The 16,920-nt window shown below is 40.1% G+C and carries 18 protein-coding genes and 1 riboswitch; of the genes, 4 read left to right on the forward strand and 14 right to left on the reverse strand.

Annotated features, from left to right (window positions below):
• Nucleotides 1–39 precede the first annotated feature (39 nt).
• Nucleotides 40–807: a TIGR01457 family HAD-type hydrolase gene (locus tag B5354_RS05975; protein WP_079526918.1), complete on the reverse strand. Its 768-nt coding sequence runs from the start codon at nt 805–807 to the stop codon at nt 40–42.
• 44 nt (nt 808–851) lie between these two features.
• Nucleotides 852–1,289 carry a DUF86 domain-containing protein gene (locus B5354_RS05980; RefSeq protein ID WP_079526920.1) on the reverse strand — a complete coding sequence of 146 codons (438 nt, stop codon included), beginning with the start codon at nt 1,287–1,289 and terminating at the stop codon, nt 852–854.
• 142 nt (nt 1,290–1,431) lie between these two features.
• Here B5354_RS05980 and glpX point away from each other — a divergent pair, with 142 nt between their 5' ends.
• Together glpX and B5354_RS05990 are read left to right on the forward strand one after the other, a co-directional pair.
• Nucleotides 1,432–2,403 (forward strand): class II fructose-bisphosphatase, encoded by a 972-nt coding sequence (gene glpX / locus B5354_RS05985; protein ID WP_079526921.1) that lies wholly within the window; start codon nt 1,432–1,434, stop codon nt 2,401–2,403.
• A gap of 11 nt (nt 2,404–2,414) precedes the next feature.
• A complete protein-coding gene (locus tag B5354_RS05990; RefSeq protein ID WP_079526923.1) occupies nt 2,415–2,681 on the forward strand; it encodes a DUF3055 domain-containing protein in 267 nt (88 codons plus the stop codon).
• Nucleotides 2,682–2,754: 73 nt separating this feature from the next.
• Here B5354_RS05990 and B5354_RS05995 read toward each other — a convergent pair whose 3' ends face one another.
• On the reverse strand, nt 2,755–3,054 hold the full coding sequence (locus tag B5354_RS05995) for a YutD family protein (protein WP_079526925.1): 300 nt from the start codon (nt 3,052–3,054) through the stop codon (nt 2,755–2,757).
• 114 nt (nt 3,055–3,168) lie between these two features.
• Between B5354_RS05995 and B5354_RS06000 the strand changes: the two genes are divergently transcribed.
• Together B5354_RS06000 and B5354_RS06005 are read left to right on the forward strand one after the other, a co-directional pair.
• The gene (locus B5354_RS06000) at nt 3,169–3,753 is read left to right on the forward strand and encodes a YhcN/YlaJ family sporulation lipoprotein (protein WP_079526927.1); all 585 of its coding nucleotides are present in this window, start codon (nt 3,169–3,171) and stop codon (nt 3,751–3,753) included.
• An 83-nt stretch (nt 3,754–3,836) separates the two neighbouring features.
• Nucleotides 3,837–4,781 (forward strand): M23 family metallopeptidase, encoded by a 945-nt coding sequence (locus B5354_RS06005; protein WP_079526928.1) that lies wholly within the window; start codon nt 3,837–3,839, stop codon nt 4,779–4,781.
• Nucleotides 4,782–4,838: 57 nt separating this feature from the next.
• Here B5354_RS06005 and B5354_RS20205 read toward each other — a convergent pair whose 3' ends face one another.
• From B5354_RS20205 to sufD, 11 genes are all read right to left on the reverse strand, one after another.
• Complete coding sequence (locus B5354_RS20205) at nt 4,839–4,937, reverse strand: methionine/alanine import family NSS transporter small subunit (RefSeq protein WP_139377078.1); 99 nt, start codon at nt 4,935–4,937, stop codon at nt 4,839–4,841.
• Nucleotides 4,937–6,466 (reverse strand): sodium-dependent transporter, encoded by a 1,530-nt coding sequence (locus B5354_RS06010; protein ID WP_079526930.1) that lies wholly within the window; start codon nt 6,464–6,466, stop codon nt 4,937–4,939. The genes B5354_RS20205 and B5354_RS06010 overlap by 1 nt, the downstream gene beginning before the upstream one ends.
• 236 nt (nt 6,467–6,702) lie before the next feature.
• The gene (locus tag B5354_RS06015; protein WP_079526932.1) at nt 6,703–8,265 is read right to left on the reverse strand and encodes a Na+/H+ antiporter NhaC family protein; all 1,563 of its coding nucleotides are present in this window, start codon (nt 8,263–8,265) and stop codon (nt 6,703–6,705) included.
• Nucleotides 8,266–8,424: 159 nt separating this feature from the next.
• A riboswitch (Lysine riboswitch) is annotated at nt 8,425–8,609 on the reverse strand.
• A 54-nt stretch (nt 8,610–8,663) separates the two neighbouring features.
• Nucleotides 8,664–9,422, reverse strand: a complete 759-nt coding sequence (gene yunB / locus B5354_RS06020) for a sporulation protein YunB (protein ID WP_079526934.1) — start codon at nt 9,420–9,422, stop codon at nt 8,664–8,666.
• Between the two features lie 91 nt (nt 9,423–9,513).
• Complete coding sequence (locus tag B5354_RS06025; RefSeq protein WP_176142420.1) at nt 9,514–10,929, reverse strand: bifunctional metallophosphatase/5'-nucleotidase; 1,416 nt, start codon at nt 10,927–10,929, stop codon at nt 9,514–9,516.
• Nucleotides 10,930–10,940: 11 nt separating this feature from the next.
• Nucleotides 10,941–11,753 carry a sulfite exporter TauE/SafE family protein gene (locus B5354_RS06030; RefSeq protein WP_079526936.1) on the reverse strand — a complete coding sequence of 271 codons (813 nt, stop codon included), beginning with the start codon at nt 11,751–11,753 and terminating at the stop codon, nt 10,941–10,943.
• Between the two features lie 217 nt (nt 11,754–11,970).
• Nucleotides 11,971–12,261: a glycine betaine ABC transporter substrate-binding protein gene (locus B5354_RS06035; RefSeq protein WP_079526938.1), complete on the reverse strand. Its 291-nt coding sequence runs from the start codon at nt 12,259–12,261 to the stop codon at nt 11,971–11,973.
• A 260-nt stretch (nt 12,262–12,521) separates the two neighbouring features.
• Nucleotides 12,522–13,919, reverse strand: a complete 1,398-nt coding sequence (gene sufB, locus B5354_RS06040; RefSeq protein ID WP_079526940.1) for a Fe-S cluster assembly protein SufB — start codon at nt 13,917–13,919, stop codon at nt 12,522–12,524.
• 33 nt (nt 13,920–13,952) lie between these two features.
• Nucleotides 13,953–14,396, reverse strand: coding sequence for a Fe-S cluster assembly sulfur transfer protein SufU (sufU, locus tag B5354_RS06045; protein ID WP_079526942.1), 444 nt, complete (start codon nt 14,394–14,396; stop codon nt 13,953–13,955).
• The gene (locus B5354_RS06050) at nt 14,386–15,606 is read right to left on the reverse strand and encodes a cysteine desulfurase (RefSeq protein WP_079526944.1); all 1,221 of its coding nucleotides are present in this window, start codon (nt 15,604–15,606) and stop codon (nt 14,386–14,388) included. Before B5354_RS06050 ends, sufU begins: the two co-directional genes overlap by 11 nt.
• Nucleotides 15,606–16,913 (reverse strand): Fe-S cluster assembly protein SufD, encoded by a 1,308-nt coding sequence (sufD, locus tag B5354_RS06055; RefSeq protein ID WP_079526946.1) that lies wholly within the window; start codon nt 16,911–16,913, stop codon nt 15,606–15,608. The genes B5354_RS06050 and sufD overlap by 1 nt, the downstream gene beginning before the upstream one ends.
• Nucleotides 16,914–16,920: the final 7 nt, after the last annotated feature.

Raw genomic sequence — 16,920 nt, forward strand, 5'->3', positions numbered from 1 at the left:
AAAATCATCCGTCGATGACTTACCCACTAATCTTAGTATTTATGATTTCAACCATTCATATAAGTCTTTCATTTTATAGGTCGGCTGTTTTAAGCAGTGTTGAATATCTTTAAAGGATGAAACTCCAGTTTCCACCATTAATGTATCCAGACCAGCATTTATCCCAGCCAGAATATCTGTCTCATAATTGTCACCGACCATCAGTACCTCCTGCTTTTTTAAGCCAACTTTATTCAAAGCCTGCTCCATGGCAATAGCCTCCGGTTTTCCAACGAAAATTGGCTCCACCCCCGTGCTGACCGATACTACAGAAGTGATCGCTCCATTTCCAGGAAGCATTCCTCTCTCTGTGGGGATGGCAGCATCCTTGTTCGTACTTATTAACTTCGCACCGTTTCGAACATTTAGACAGGCCTCAGCAAGTTTTTCATAAGAAATGTGACGATCAATCCCTATAATTACATAATCCGCTCCATCATTAGTAATCTCGTGCCCCTCTTTCTCGAGAGCATCATACAGTCCTTCCTCTCCAATCACATATACTTTAGCCTGGGACTTCAAGGAGGTGACATACTTTGCTGTCGCAAGACTTGAAGTAAACACTTGATCATCTGCAGCAGGGATGCCCATATTAGTCAACTTCTCCACTACCTGCTCTGGTTTTGCCGACGAATTGTTTGTCAAATACATAAAAGGAATCGATTGACCCTGTAGAAAATTAACAAACTCTGCAGCTCCGGGTATTGGATCTTTGCCTCTGTACATGGTTCCATCTAGGTCGATAAAATAAGCCTTGTACTTTTTCATTGATTTCACACCTGCTCTCTCAATTTGCTGATATTTTTCTCGTTCTATTCCTTTGAGAAAGCACTTACAGGACCTAGCTCGTCGTTCAAATACTTACGAATCCGACCTGGAAACTGACTAAGCGACCCACTGTTTTGATCCCAAGTTTGCAAAATCGCTTCATGATCAACCATTAAATACTGCTGTACAACGATTTTACGGAGTTTGATTATTTCTTTATAGTTGCCTAGTTCCTCTTCAGGAAGAACTTTTTCATCCGTTAAAATATCAATGATATCCTCATAACTTCCAGGATCACGCATGATAAAACCATCAATCATTTGATTGCCTACATCAATGATAATTTCCACACATAGATGTGTCAGTCTTTCTAAACCTAAATAGTCGGCAAACGTTTGGAATGAATGCTTCTTTTGTTCAGCTAGTAATGTCTCCATATATAACAATAACTCTTCAATTTTTTTTCGATCAACAAAATACATGATGTCTCCTCCTTCTAACACTCTTTCACTTAAATAGAATAACACAATTGTCTTTTCATGGGATATTAGGATGTATATTTACGTTTTTATACGAATTCTGCTATAGTATATAGTGGAATTAAAGGAATCGGAGGCGAACTTATTGGATAGAGAACTTGCATTAGAATTAGTACGTGTAACAGAAGCAGCATCCATAGCTTCTGCCCAATGGATGGGCCGCGGCGATAAAATGAATGCCGACGATGCTGCTACAACCGCAATGAGAACGATGTTTGATTCAGTTTCAATGGACGGTGTTGTTGTCATTGGCGAAGGCGAATTAGACGAAGCCCCTATGCTTTACATTGGTGAAGAGCTTGGAGATAAAACAGGGCCTAAGGTCGATATCGCTGTTGATCCTTTAGAAGGTACTAATATTGTTGCAAAAGGTCATAATAATGCCATGGCCGTTATTGCAGCAGCGGAACGCGGTACTTTGCTTCATGCTCCAGATATGTATATGGACAAAATAGCCGCAGGTAAAAGGGCTAAAGGCCTTATACATATCGACGATCCCATAGAACGGACCATTGATATCGTTGCCAGAGCAAATAATAAACGCATTGAAGATTTAACCGTTATTATTCAGGAACGAGAGCGTCATCAGGAAATCATCGATCGCATCATTAAAAAAGGTGCCCGTGTTAAGCTTTTTGGAGACGGAGATGTTGGCGCTTCGATTGCAACATGTCTGCCCCAAACAGGTGTGGACCTTTTCGTAGGGACTGGCGGTGCACCTGAAGGAGTCATATCCGCCGCTGCCATCAAAAGCCTAGGCGGTGATATGCAGGCTAGACTTGTCCCTCAAAACGATGAAGAAGCACAACGCTGCCAGACTATGGGACTTGAAGATCCTCTTCAGCACCTTACCTTAAATGATCTTGTCAGGGGTGATGATGCGATCTTCGCCGCTACAGGTGTGACAGAAGGTGAACTGTTAAATGGCGTGAAGTTTCTCGGAGGCGATCTGGTTGAAACAGACTCGATTGTCATGCGTGCCAAAACACGAACAGTCCGCTTTATTAAAGCCAACCATCACCTGGACCATAAACCACATCTTAAGTTTGAAAAATAGGAGCTGACGTTATGAGTGATTATCAACTCATGAAAGATGTTACGGAAAATACAACAACCCGCTTTGTTGTATTTTCCGTCGGAGGTCACCGATATGAATTAGCCTTCCTACAAACAGAGCACTTTCCTGATCAAACCATGGTTTTAGACCTAAACAAAAATAGATTCGGTCTTTTAGATCACGAAACGTTGGATAAACCAAACTATCTTGAACATACATTTCAAATTAATGAAATTGATGCAGAAGAACTTAGAGCAAGGTTACACGAACTCATTTAACTAAAGCCTTCCTCTCTTGGCAGGCTCCACATCAAAAAACCGGCATGGTTTCTACACCTTGCCGGTTTTTGATTTACTTGACTACTTTTTTCAACACAAAGTAAGCACAGCCAAAGTTACAATATTCGTATAAATAATCCTCAAGCGTACTTATTTTCGTTTCAAAAGTGGCTTTAGCATTTTGATCATCGTAAAAACCTTTAAGACGAAGCTGACCGTAGCCCCAATCCCCAACTATAAAATCATATTTACTTAAAATATCACTAAAACGGCCTTCTAATTCTTCCTCATTAAAGCCATCCCGATAATTCTCGACGACTTCATATGTTTTCCCAAACAGTTCAATCACTCGGATCACCTCATACCTTGTCATTAGTGTACCATATTTAAAAACAGTGGTGATAATACATCCATAAAAATTTTGTATCATTCCTTAAAAAAAGTCCAACCTAAAAAGTAAGTTGTCATATGAACAGGAGGATTTAACATGAAAAATTATAGATTAATTACACTTATAATGGGACTGACTTTCCTGTTATTAGCCGGTTGTACGGAAGCTCAGAAAGAAGAAGCAAGAGACCAGGGTACGGATGAAGCACTCCATCGAAATGAAATGGATGACTATAACGACCGTCCCATGGAAGGACAGGTAGGTTACGTTCGTTATGAAAAAGATCAGCTTGACCAGGACGCGGAACAAAATCAGAACTTTAAAGTTAATAAAGAAAAAGTGGCTGACATGATTTCACGCATGATTCTTAAATACGATGAATTTGAAGACGTAGCAACTCTTGTTACTGATGAAGAAGTTCTTGTTGCTTATCAAGCACCGGAAGGTCAAGATCGGGAGCTATCAGCTGATATAGTGAAAAAGACAGCCTATTCATTAGTTCCAAGCTTTTACCATGTATATGTTTCCGATAACCCTTCTGCATTTGGCGATATTCAAAGCTTAAGCAACTCCACAGTTTATGATGATCAATATAATGAAGTGATCGATAACATTATTCAAAAATTAAAGGAAGCTCCTCAAGGTAAAGAGGACCAGGCTGAAAATACAGATCCATCCTAATTCTTTCCCTAACTTTTACCAAGCATAAGAGGTTGATAGGAAAGAAAGGCTAACTGTACCAATTAATTTGAAGGTGAATAAAAATGAACATTCGTTCTACAGTACTTTTAACCATTGTGATTACAGCTATCTGTCAGTTGTTCTCTATATATAATGTTTCAGCAAGCGAAGAGTCTGAACGCATGTCCCTTTACAAAAAAACTTCTGCTGTCACCAACATCCCTTGGTATTACTTTGCTGCTATTGATCAGTATGAGCGGCAAATAAACGAAGAAATTCCCGAGGAAAGAGTAACAGCAATTAAACCTGATCCGTTATTTTGGAAAGGAGTCAAAGGACCTTCGCTCTTTTTTCCAGATGGATGGGGAGCCAGCGGAAACGCTGATAAAAAAGCTGACATAACAAATGATGAAGACATTCTTTGGTCCATAGGAAATTATATAAAGTCCTATGGTACAACTAAAGACGATATCAGAATAGCTTTATGGAATTATTATAAACGTGATTTAACAGTTCAAACCATTATGAATACGGCCGAAGTATTTAAAAAGTTCCAGACCGTAGCATTGACAGACCGGGACTTCCCATTGCCTCTTGAAGCCAATTACAGTTATAACAACACATGGGGTGATGCACGTGGATTTGGCGGAAGACGAATCCATGAGGGAACGGACATCTTTGCTAACAATGGAGTACCTGTAAAATCCACCACTTACGGTGTGGTTGAAATGAAAGGCTGGAACAAATATGGAGGTTGGAGAATTGGAATAAGAGATATTTATAATATTTACCATTATTATGCCCATTTAAATGGGTTTAAAGATGGTGTCGAGGTGGGAGACGTAGTAAAGCCCGGAGATGTAATTGGTAGTGTCGGTGCTACTGGTTATGGACCTCCAGGTACCTCAGGGAAATTTCCTCCTCACCTTCATTACGGCATGTACAAAGATAATGGAAAAAATGAATGGTCATTTGACCCTTATCCTTATTTAAAGAAGTGGGAAAAGATGGATCGAAATTCAAAATAAAACTTTATAAAAAGAAGGCCTGGTGCTTCTCATTCAGGAAGCACCAGGCTTTTTCTTCTAACCTTGAGATTTAGATTTTTTCACTGCATTCGTTATACTAAGTGCCAGGCCGCCCCAAATTATAACTATAGTGACAATAAACATGACGATAGCCATTAGCGAGCAACCTCCTTTTTCTCTTCATTTGACTGCTGTTCCAATTCATTGTTCGGCCACTTTTTAATGGACATTAATGCCCCAACGAAAATGGCTCCAATGGCAACAATCCATCCAAAGTTAAATAAGAAATCAATTGGATAACCTCCGTATGCCGCTGATAATTCCGCACGTAAGTTTTGTAGAAGCATGTACCCAAGCACTACAGGTGTAATTATCCCAAGGCAAATTCGCCACCAGGTACCTAATCTAATATCAGAAATTTCGTTAGCATGTGATTGAAAACCCTTGAGTCCCTTAGCGAACCAGGCTAAGGCCACAACTTCGAACAGCCCGGCCATTGCTACCCCGTAGGAGTTGATGAAATGGTCTACAGTGTCCAAAAGGTTCAGTCCTCCTCGCGTAGCGTAAAGTAAAGAAATAAGAGCAGAAAGCCCTCCACCAAACGCTATTGATTTGCCGCGTGAAATATTGAACTTTTCAGATACAGCTGCAACGTATGTCTCCGTAATCGAAATAAGTGAAGACAACCCTGCCAATACTAAAGATGCAAAGAATAGAAAGCCAAAAATTCTTGGAATCCCAGGAATTTGGCTGACAATTTCCGGAAATACCATAAAAGCAAGTCCTACTCCCCCTACACCCTTCTCAGCCGCTAGCTGACTGACGGTTGTATCATAGGTAAATGCCATAAAACCGATTGCGGCAAAAACACCAATCCCCGCCAGGATTTCAAAGGAAGAGTTAGCAAATCCAGTAATAAAGGCATTGTTCGTTATATCAGATTTCTTAGGAAGATAGGAAGCATAAGTCACCATAATAGCAAAAGCAATTGATAAACTGAAGAATATCTGTCCATATGCTGCTACCCAAACCTGTGGATCGGCAATACTAGACCAATCAGGTGTAAAGAATGCTGACAGCCCTGCTGCAGCCCCTTCCAAAGTAACAGCTCTAATGACCATAATCGTAAACAGGATAATTAAGGTAGGAATAAAGAATTTGTTTGCTCTTTCAATACCTTTCTTAACACCTTTAGAAAGAACACCCAATGTAATAACCCAGACAATTAACAGTGGAAGTAAAATTTTAGGAACTAGACCACCGAAAGTCCCTGGATCTGTGAGTGTTAAAAAGTCTCCTACGAAAAAGCTGGTAGGATCATCGCCCCATGTTAAACCAAAAGAATAATATGCATACATAATTGCCCAGGCAATAATCACGGCGTAATAAGTAGAAATAACGAAAGCAATCGTTACTTGCCACCAGCCTATCCACTCGAACCCTTTTCTAACCCTGCCTAGAGATTTAGGAGCTGAACCACGGTACTTATGACCTACCGTGTATTCCAAAATTAGTAACGGTATCCCTGCTGTTAATAATGCAAACAGATAAGGAATAATAAATGCGCCGCCTCCACTTTCATAAGCTGTGGCGGGAAAACGCCAGATGTTCCCTAAACCAATTGCCGAACCCATGGCAGCAAATAAAAATCCTGCCCGTGACCCCCATTGTGATCGATTTTCCATGTGAAAAGACCTCCCTTTCATAATCAGAATCCTTTCTCTATACTTTATGTGACAAGCAAGGAAAAGAGAATCTTTATAATTTTTCTTTTTTTCTGATTATTTATACTTAGATTATAACCATACTGCTCATTAGATGTCAAAGCAATATTTTGGTATTCAATTTTCCTAAAAGCGCCTTTAATTGTGAATGAAATAAAAAGAGAGGCGCTTTAAAGCGCCTCTCTAACGAGTATATTTTACCCAGTACTATAGTCTTTTGATAAATAGAAATGGACAATAGCAGCTATTACAGCGGTGATGATGATCGTAATTATGAATGCCCATACCAATTGTCCTGTGAAACCTAACAATAAATAACCAATTCCTGCAGCGAAGGCTGCCATAAAAGCATAAGGTAATTGTGTTAGTACATGATCAATATGATTGGAGCCCGCACCGGTTGAAGACAGAATGGTTGTGTCCGAAATTGGTGAGCAATGGTCTCCAAATACAGAGCCCGCCAGCACCGCTGATAAAGCAGGCAGGACTAGACTTACATCAATCCCCGCAGCAACCTGGCCTGCTATAGGGAGCATAATACCAAAGGTTCCCCACGACGTCCCTGTTGCTAACGCCATGAATCCTGCTACTATAAAGATTAGAAACGGCAGTAAAGCTATGTTAATCGATGCCTGGTTCACAAAACTGACCAAATACTCGCCTGTTCCAAGCTGGTTGATGATGTCCCCGATCATCCAGGCAAAAAGAAGAATATATACTGCTGGCAGCATCGCCTTTATCCCTTCCACAAATACGTGGTTCATACTTGACTTAGGTTCAGGCTGTTTAAAGTAAAGAGCCCCTGCTAAAAGTACCGATAATAATCCACCAATAAACAACGAAATGTTTACATTTGTATTAGCAAATATGCTTAATAAGTTCACTGACTCAGATGAATTTCTTATCCCAGTTATGACCATAGACAGAACTGTACCCACAATTAACACAGTAATCGGCCAGACGAGGTGAGATATCTTGCCATGATTATGCTCTTGAAACTCCTCATTTAAGTCTCCAGGAACATCATTTTTTTTATCAGGATCAATGAGTTCACCTGTTTGGACCGCTCTTTTTTCATGAGTACGCATCGGTCCAATGTCTACTTTCATAAATACGGTTAGGAAAACAAGAAGTAATGCCGCAAACACATAAAAGTTATAAGGAATCATTCTGACAAAAGCTTCGAACGCTTGATAATCAGTAATTTCATTTGCAGCTAGGATGCTTCCTATTGTACCGATAATATAAGCGCCCCAGCTTGAAATAGGGGAAATAACAGTTACCGGTGCCGAAGTTGAGTCTATATAATAAGCAAGCTTGGCCCTGGAAATCTTGTGACGGTCTGTAACAGGCCTGGCTACCTGTCCAACCGCAAGTGCGTTAAAATAGTCATCGATAAAAATAATTATTCCTAGCAGAACAGGAACAAGCTTTGCCCCTCTTCGTGTTTTAATACGGTTTACAGCCCATTTACCAAAAGCTCTGCTACTGCCCGAGGCTGTCATAAAAGCTGTAGCAATTCCGAGTAAAAGTAAAAAGGCCAACAAATAAATATTGCCTGTATTAAGAGCTCCTTCGCTATAAAAAATCGAAGCGAAAACACTCCAAATCATTTGAATTCCTTCCATTATATTTAACTGTGTCAGCATAAACGCCCCAACAATGATGCCTGCAGCTAATGACAATATAACCTTTCTCGTTGCAATTACAAGCACAAGCATAAGTAATGGTGGAATTAGTGAGTAAATCGTTCCTTCCAAGATCGTCCCCTCCGTTTAACTTAAGATGGTTATTCGGTGACTGCGGGATTCTACTGGAGATAAAAATTGAGGAATGTAAAAGAGCAATTAAAACACAAAAAAGACAATGATAGAAAATAATCTATCATTGCCTTGTTAGCAACTTGATTATCCTCCATTTCGATCAGTAGCGCCCCATACACCAATAAAAGCATGCATGAGAGTGTATTTCTTATTTAGATATACACCAGATTAAAACAGATTGACAGCTGTATTAAACTTCGGCAGGACTCCCCTTTCTTCGTGTGATCTTCGTTGTCATTCTCCCACAGAATACTAATAAAGCCTGCGCCTCTACCTCACCGATCTGATAAGGTCACGCATATTCAGTTCCTACACAGTTTATCAGGAACCTTCCTTTATTGCAAGGGGTCCATTGGGATGGAGAACGTCGGTGACTCATTGTTACCATCTTCATTATAAAATTCAGGTACTTCACCCATAATCGTGCGAGTATCTATCGGAATTTTATTGGTTACTACTGTAGGTTTTGAAGAAAAAGGGATGACCACTCTCAAGCTAACTTTATAATGAATCCACAGTTGAAAATGTGCAGAGTTAATTCCATATTCAGTAATTTCATTTTTAAATTGTGTTTGAACATCTCCAATCACCTGTAATTGAACTGGCACCTTAGGTCCCAAGTTTGATAGAAGTGTGTTGTTTGTTGCTAGTCCGATTGGAACCTTAATTAAGGTAACTGGTTCTACGCCTTTGCCTTCTTCCGATGGTTCAAGATCCGCCTTTAATGTTACATCCATGGGCAAATCATTTTGTTCCATTCGTCTAAGAAAATGCTGTATTCTCATAGTGGTGTCCCTTAAAGCCTTATTTACAACGAGAGAATTCCATCCCATAGAAACTATGTTTCCTTCATTATCTTTTTCAATCTCCACCAGGTCATCGTAATCTATACCCTCAGAAATTTGCCTGCTCACTGCTTCGTTAATAGCAACCCTCGCCAATTGATGAGCTTTCGTATTTGCGATATCCTGGATTGCTGGTGTAATTCCTCTGTCAATTAACCATAGGCACGAACCGGTAATAATCAGGAAACAAATAAAAGTAATAAGAATCCTCTTCCCAATTGAGGGTGGATTTGCTTTCTTTTTTTTCATAGAACAACCCCTCCTGCACTATCTATATGTCGGTGAGGAGGGGTTTAAGCATCCAGTTATAAAGTTGTTTCACATTTTACCATCATTCAAGTTAAAAGTGAGTACTCCGTTCCTCTTTACATGATGAACGGAGAGACTGGGCAAGAACATCGCGCAGCAGCTCTGGCATGTAATATTTTTTATTTTTAGCATAGGCAATTTCAGGAAAAAGTCTGCCAAACGTAAAGGTGTCAGCAGTGCCCAATGAATAAGCCCTTTTCTTATCAATGGCCTTTCCATTCATACGAACGTCACGGACATGAATTTCACCATCAGATCCTTCTTCCGTTTCGATCTCTACTCCCGAAAACACCATTTTTCCAATCACTTCTCCTCTAAATCCTAAGCCCTTTAGTCGAATTTCCGTGAATTTTTTTGTATGAGCGACTCGAATCACTTCCAGCAGTTCATCACCGAAAAGTTCAACTTTGCATGGATTCATTGGATGGGGGCAAATTCTATGAATGTCCTCCAGCGTGATCTCCCCAGAATGAATATGATCCAATAACACACCGGAATTCAGCATAGCAAGATCTGCATCAGTCCAGTTTTGCATTTCTTCGGTAAACTGTTTCATAAGCGGTGTTTCCTTAAACCAGGCAATCTTTAACGGCTGCTCAATGCTGGCTAGAGGGGTCTGAAGATGTTCAACCGCATGGCGCCTCTTATCTTCTACCTGCTTTATAACTATGTTATCTTTTTTCATATTTTCTGTAGGCACGGCGTAAGCTTCTTTGTTAGTTATCGACTGTGTACCATGATCCCACTCAATTAGCACTTCACCTAAATGGGTACCGTGTTTGCCGACGGCTGTTAATATAGATTCATTTGTTATTTCACCATTTTGAAAGAGGTGGTGCGTGTGACCCCCGATAATTACATCAATACCCCGATAACGTTTAGCAATCTCTTCATCATCATACATGCCTAAGTGGGAGAGAAGGACGATAATATCAGCTTGTCCCTGAACCTCTTCCAAGAGCTGATCTAATACATCAAAAGGCGAATCAATTGACCAGCCAAGCAGCCTGTAAAAAGTCTCAAAAGGAGCCGTAAGCCCTATCACCCCGATCTTAACCCCGTGTTTGGATTGAACTACTTTGTAGGGTTTCAACCAATGAGGCTGAGCAGTTTTTTGAGAGTGTAAATTAGCACAAACAATTTCGAAATCAGCTTTATCGTATAAGGAATACAGGTCATCATAGGATAAGGTGATTCCTTCATTGTTTCCTAAGTTTGCAAAACTATAGCCTGCTTCATTAAGAAGTTCAACATTTCCTTTTCCCATCAAGCCTTCTGTTAATGGGTGGAACCGATCAACATGATCCCCATTATCCAACAGCCAAAAGCTCTCCTCATTTATATGGTGCAGTTTTTTTCGTTGATTAAAATACCCTACAATTTGAGGCCAATTCTCAAAGTGACTATGCAAATCGCTGGTATAATATAAAAAGATTTTTTCCTTCATAATCAGTCTCCTTATCCAATACCTTGCCAGATTAATCGTATGCCAGCCATAATAAGTAATATGCGGAGAAACCATTCCACCGCCTGTCCATCAACTTTTCGATTAATGAATGCTCCGCACATGCCTCCCAAATAGGCACCAGGGATAAAATAAAGGGCTCGAGCCCAATCAACATGCCCTAAATAGATATGAGTTGTCGCACTGGTTATACTTGAAATGAAAATAATGAACATCGAGGTTGCGGTCGCAATATGGGGCGGAAATCGAAACAACAGAATCAAAGCTGGAACGATAAGCGACCCTCCACCTATCCCAAGCAGTCCAGATAATATACCTATTGTAAAAGATAAAAGGAATCCATAGCCAAAGGGAAACGTATAAGAATACTTTTCTCCATTAAGGTCTACAATCCTTTTCTTCCCCTTTAATACGATCTTACTAGGTGGTTTTCTTGGAAGAAAAAATAATAAGGATACAATAATCATGACACTTCCAAACAATAAGGCAAAGTGATTTGTTTCGAAAAACTGAATTAACCATGAGCCTAATATCCCCCCAGGGACGCTTCCAATCAGTAGAAGAAACCCTGCCTTAAGGTCCACTCGTTTATGTTTAAAATAGGATAGAGTTGATGACAACCCCGTAAAAATCATCACAACTAAAGATATTCCCACAATTTTCTGCGGAGTGACCCAAGTAAATGATTGATAATGATCGCTAAGAAATAGAAGCGCAGGTACTAATATGACTCCGCCGCCCAGCCCTGCAACACTTCCAGCCAATGCTGTTACAAATCCAATAAATAATGCAATGATTATAAACATACAAAACCTTCTATCTGTATTAGAGATAATATTATAGTATCACGTTTTCTATGACGAAAACATGAGTCTGAAGACAACCCTCCTAGTGTTTACCTTGGGTCGTGAAGTAAAAAGCCGTACAGATAGAAACCATCTGTACGGCGTAGTATCAATTCTTCTTTGTCCAATAGAAGAGGCTTGGACTTAACTAAACTTCCCAGACTCTTTATTTATGTTGTTATTCTTTTGATTGTAAATCCTTAATTGAATCAATGTCCATGTATTCAGGAACAACGAATCCATTCTTTGTTCCTGTTAAGTTCTCACCTAAATCAACAAAGTCTTTTTTGTATTTCTCATAGAAAGAGCTGTGTGTTGTAGGAAGCCATGGAGCTACCGTTGCATCCGCATCCGAGCCAGCTATTGATTGGAACACAATTGCTGGAGCTACGGTTTTCAATGTTACCTCGTACCCTTGTTGTTCAGGATTAAAAAACCCATTTTGAAAAGATTGATCAAAATGGGTCATTATTAGTGAAACTTTACATTTTTAAAGAGTTGTAAGTATTCTTTGCTTGTACTATCCATTAAAGATCCCTATAGTTAATATTCATTCTATTGTTTCTTATCTGTATAGTGTATCACAACTTAACGAAATTTACTAAACCAGCATCAATTATTGGCAAACTTTTGTGACTATTTATACCATTGTATTGTACGGATCTTCGGCATAAAACAAACACAAAAATAAACCCTTATCACACTTGTTGTGATAAGGGTTTATAGTTATTAACCAATAGAACCTTCCATCTCGAATTTAATGAGACGGTTCATTTCTACAGCGTATTCCATAGGAAGTTCTTTTGTAAATGGTTCAATAAAGCCCATTACAATCATTTCAGTTGCTTCCTCTTCGGAAATACCGCGGCTCATCAGATAGAACAATTGCTCCTCAGACACTTTCGAAACCTTAGCTTCGTGTTCCAAAGAAATATTTTCATTCATTATTTCATTGTAAGGTATCGTATCTGAGGTAGACTTATTATCCATAATCAGCGTATCACACTCAACGTTAGAGCGGGCACCTTCTGCTTTACGTCCAAATTGTACAATTCCTCGGTATGTTACTTTACCACCGTGTTTAGAAATTGATTTTGATACGATTGTAGAAGAAGTATTCGGTGCCAGGTGGTGCATTTTTGCCCCTGCATCCTGATGTTGTCCTTTACCAGCAAGTGCGATAGACAACGTCATTCCGCGAGCACCTTCACCCTTAAGAATCACAGATGGGTATTTCATTGTAAGCTTAGAGCCTAAGTTACCGTCTACCCATTCCATTGTGGCATTCTCTTCCGCAACAGCGCGTTTCGTAACAAGGTTATACACATTGTTAGCCCAGTTTTGGATCGTTGTATAACGACAGTATGCATTCTTTTTAACAAAAATCTCAACTACTGCACTGTGTAATGAGCTTGATGAGTAAGTCGGTGCTGTACAACCTTCAACATAATGTACAGAAGCTCCTTCATCAACAATGATTAGGGTACGCTCAAATTGTCCCATGTTCTCAGAGTTAATTCTGAAATAAGCCTGTAATGGTGTCTCAACTTTCTGTCCTTTTGGAACATAAATGAAAGAACCACCAGACCAAACAGCCGAATTCAGGGCAGAGAATTTGTTATCTGAAGCTGGAATAGATTTGGCAAAGTACTCTCTAAACAGCTCTTCATTTTCTTTCAGGGCCGTGTCAGTATCTTTAAAGACTACACCTAGCTCTTCAAGATCTTTCTCCATGTTGTGATAAACTACTTCAGATTCGTACTGAGCAGAAACCCCTGCAAGATACTTCTGCTCTGCTTCAGGAATTCCCAGACGATCGAAAGTGTTTTTAATTTCTTCCGGAACTTCATCCCATGAACGTTCTGAACCTTCAGATGGTTTTACATAGTACGTAATATCATCAAAGTCCAGTTCCGACAAGTCGCCGCCCCATTGAGGCATTGGCTTTTTATAGAACTGTTCAAGAGATTTAAGACGGAAATCAAGCATCCACTCTGGTTCTTCTTTATAATCGGAGATTTGCTTAACAACTTCTGCTGTCAAACCTTTTTCAGTTCGGAAAATAGATACGTCTCTTTCATGAAATCCGTATTGGTATTCCCCAACTTCTGGCGCTTTTTTAGCCATGATTAAATACCTCCTTTTGGTATATAAAAACAATTAAGCTTCTTGTTCATCGTCCACACCTTTTTCCATTGCCTTCCATGCCAGCGTTGCACATTTAATACGTGCTGGAAACTTAGCAACACCTTGCAAAGCTTCAATGTCCCCAAGGTCCATGTCACTATCTTCAACTTCATTGCCAAGCATTAAGTCAGAAAACATATGGGACATCTTTAAGGCTTCTTCAACTTTTTTACCTTTGATCGCCTGTGTCATCATGGATGCTGAGGACATGCTAATCGAACAGCCTTCGCCATCAAACTTAGCATCTTCAACTATATCATCATTCACTTGAAGCTGAAGCTGAATTCGATCACCACATGTTGGATTATTCATATCAACAGTAAGATGATCTCCCTCTACTGTACCACGATTACGAGGGTTTTTGTAATGGTCCATAATAACTTGGCGATAAAGTGTATCTAGGTTATTAAAAGACATCACCAAAATACTCCTTTGTCGTTTGTAATCCTTGAACAAATCGATCAATATCTTCTTCCGTATTATATAGGTAAAAACTTGCCCGGGCGGTAGCAGACACCTCAAGCCACTTCATTAGGGGCTGAGCACAGTGATGTCCGGCGCGAACTGCAATTCCTTCCGCATCTAAGACAGTTGCTAAATCATGCGGATGAACGTCTGATAAATTAAAAGTAATCAGTCCAGCCCTTTTTTCAGGTCCATAAATCGTTAACCCTTCTACCTGTTCCATTTGTTTCCGTGCGTACTCGATCAACTTATGCTCATGTTCAACTATCTGATCTAAGCCGACTTCAGTAAGAAAATCGATCGCAGCTCCAAGGCCTATAGCGCCGGCTATTACTGGAGTGCCTCCCTCGAATTTCCACGGAAGTTCTTTCCATGTTGAATCATAAAGGTTAACAAAGTCAATCATCTCTCCGCCAAACTCTACGGGTTCCATTTCATTGAGCAAGCTCTTCTTCCCATAAAGAACACCGATGCCAGTTGGTCCGCACATTTTATGTCCAGAGAAGGCATAAAAGTCGCAGTCAAGATCCTGGACATCCACATTCATGTGCGGAGCCCCTTGAGCTCCATCTACAAGAATAACGGCACCATTCTTATGAGCTATGGCAGCTACTTCTTTAATAGGGTTAATGGTTCCCAGCACATTTGATACATGTGCTAGAGCAACAATCTTAGTATTCTCTGTGACCGTCTTCTCAACATCATCTAAAAGAATTGTGCCATCAGCCTGAAGCGGCACATATTTCAATGTAGCTCCAGTCGCTTTTGCTAATTGCTGCCACGGAATGATATTACTATGGTGCTCCATCGGGGTAATGACGATTTCATCACCCTCCCCTACATTTTCGCGCCCATAGCTTACAGCAACAGTGTTTATGGCTGTAGTTGTCCCTCTTGTAAAAATAACTTCTTGCGTACTGTTTGCATGAATAAACTTTCGAACCTTTTCACGGGCTCCTTCATATTCATCAGTCGCATGTGTTCCAAGAGTGTGAACGCCACGGTGCACATTTGAATTATACCCACGGTAATATTCAGAAATCTTGTCAATGACCTGAACAGGTTTTTGAGATGTTGCGGAAGAATCCAGATAAACGAGCGGATGTCCATTTACTTCCTGATGCAAAATCGGAAAGGCGTCACGAACCGCTTTAATATCCATTAATAGACTTTCCTTTCAATCACTCTCGTCAACTGCTGTTTAACAGCTTCTACAGGCAGCTGTTTTACCACCGGTGCTAAAAACCCGTGTATAATCAGACGCTCTGCTTCTAATTGAGAAATCCCCCGACTCATCAAATAGTACATCTGAACAGGGTCTACACGGCCAACAGAAGCTGCGTGACCCGCCGTAACATCATCTTCATCAATTAGCAAAATTGGATTGGCATCGCCTCTAGCATCCTTACTCAACATAAGAACTCGGGATTCCTGTTCGGCATTAGACTTTGTAGCACCATGTTCAATTTTTCCGATGCCATTAAAGATCGCTGATGATTTATCCTTCATTACACCATGCTGGAGGATATACCCCTCGGAAGCTTTTCCAAAGTGTGTAATGTTTGCTGTGAAGTTTTGTTTTTGTGAACCGCGGCCAATTGCTACCGTTTTAGCATCAGAATGTGAGTTATCACCAATTAAATGGGTGATGTTTTCAGAAATTGTGTCACCTTCGTTCATTTGCCCAAGGGCCCACTCAATCACAGCATCGCGATCTGCTACGCCGCGTCGATTAGTATATACAGTTGTACCTGCTTCAAAGTTATCAACTGCTCCAAAAGATACTTTTGACCCAGCTTTAGCAAAAACTTCTGTAATGTTATTAGCCGAAGTTTTTTCTTCTTTATTATGAGAAATATAATTCTCTACATACGTGACAGAACTGTTTTCTTCAGCCACCACTAATACGTGATTAATCAGAGAAGCTTCCGGGTCCTCCTGCCAGAAGATAGCTTGCAGGGGTTCTTCTACTTCTACATTCTTAGGAACATATAAGAATACCCCGCCATTCATTAAAGCTGCATGCAGCGCCGTCAAACGGTGCTCATCAACATGAACAGCATCCGTCATATAATACTCCTTGATCAAATTACTATGTTCACGTACAGCCGTTTTCATATCTGTGAACACCACACCCTGCTCTTTCAGTTTTGGATCAAGTTCCCCGTAAGCAACCGTATGGTTACGCTGAATCACAAGATTTTGCTGTTCTTTTTCATGATCAAGAAAGTTCTGTATTTCTTCAGGAAGATCTGTCAATGATGCAATCGTTTCTCCACTTACATCATGCTTGAAATCCGAGAAATTCCAATTACTAACATTGGTTTTGTCAGGCTTTGGCATGTCCAAAGAAGCTGATTTCTCTAGGGCATGTAAACGAAAAGCCTGCATCCACTCTGGTTCTTGTAAACCTTGAGAGAATTGTGTTACATATTCTTTGTCGTATGGTAGTGAGACTTTTACAGTCATATTATCC

This window comes from Halobacillus hunanensis (assembly GCF_900166655.1).
Classification (GTDB): Bacteria; Bacillota; Bacilli; order Bacillales; family Halobacillaceae; genus Halobacillus_A; species Halobacillus_A hunanensis.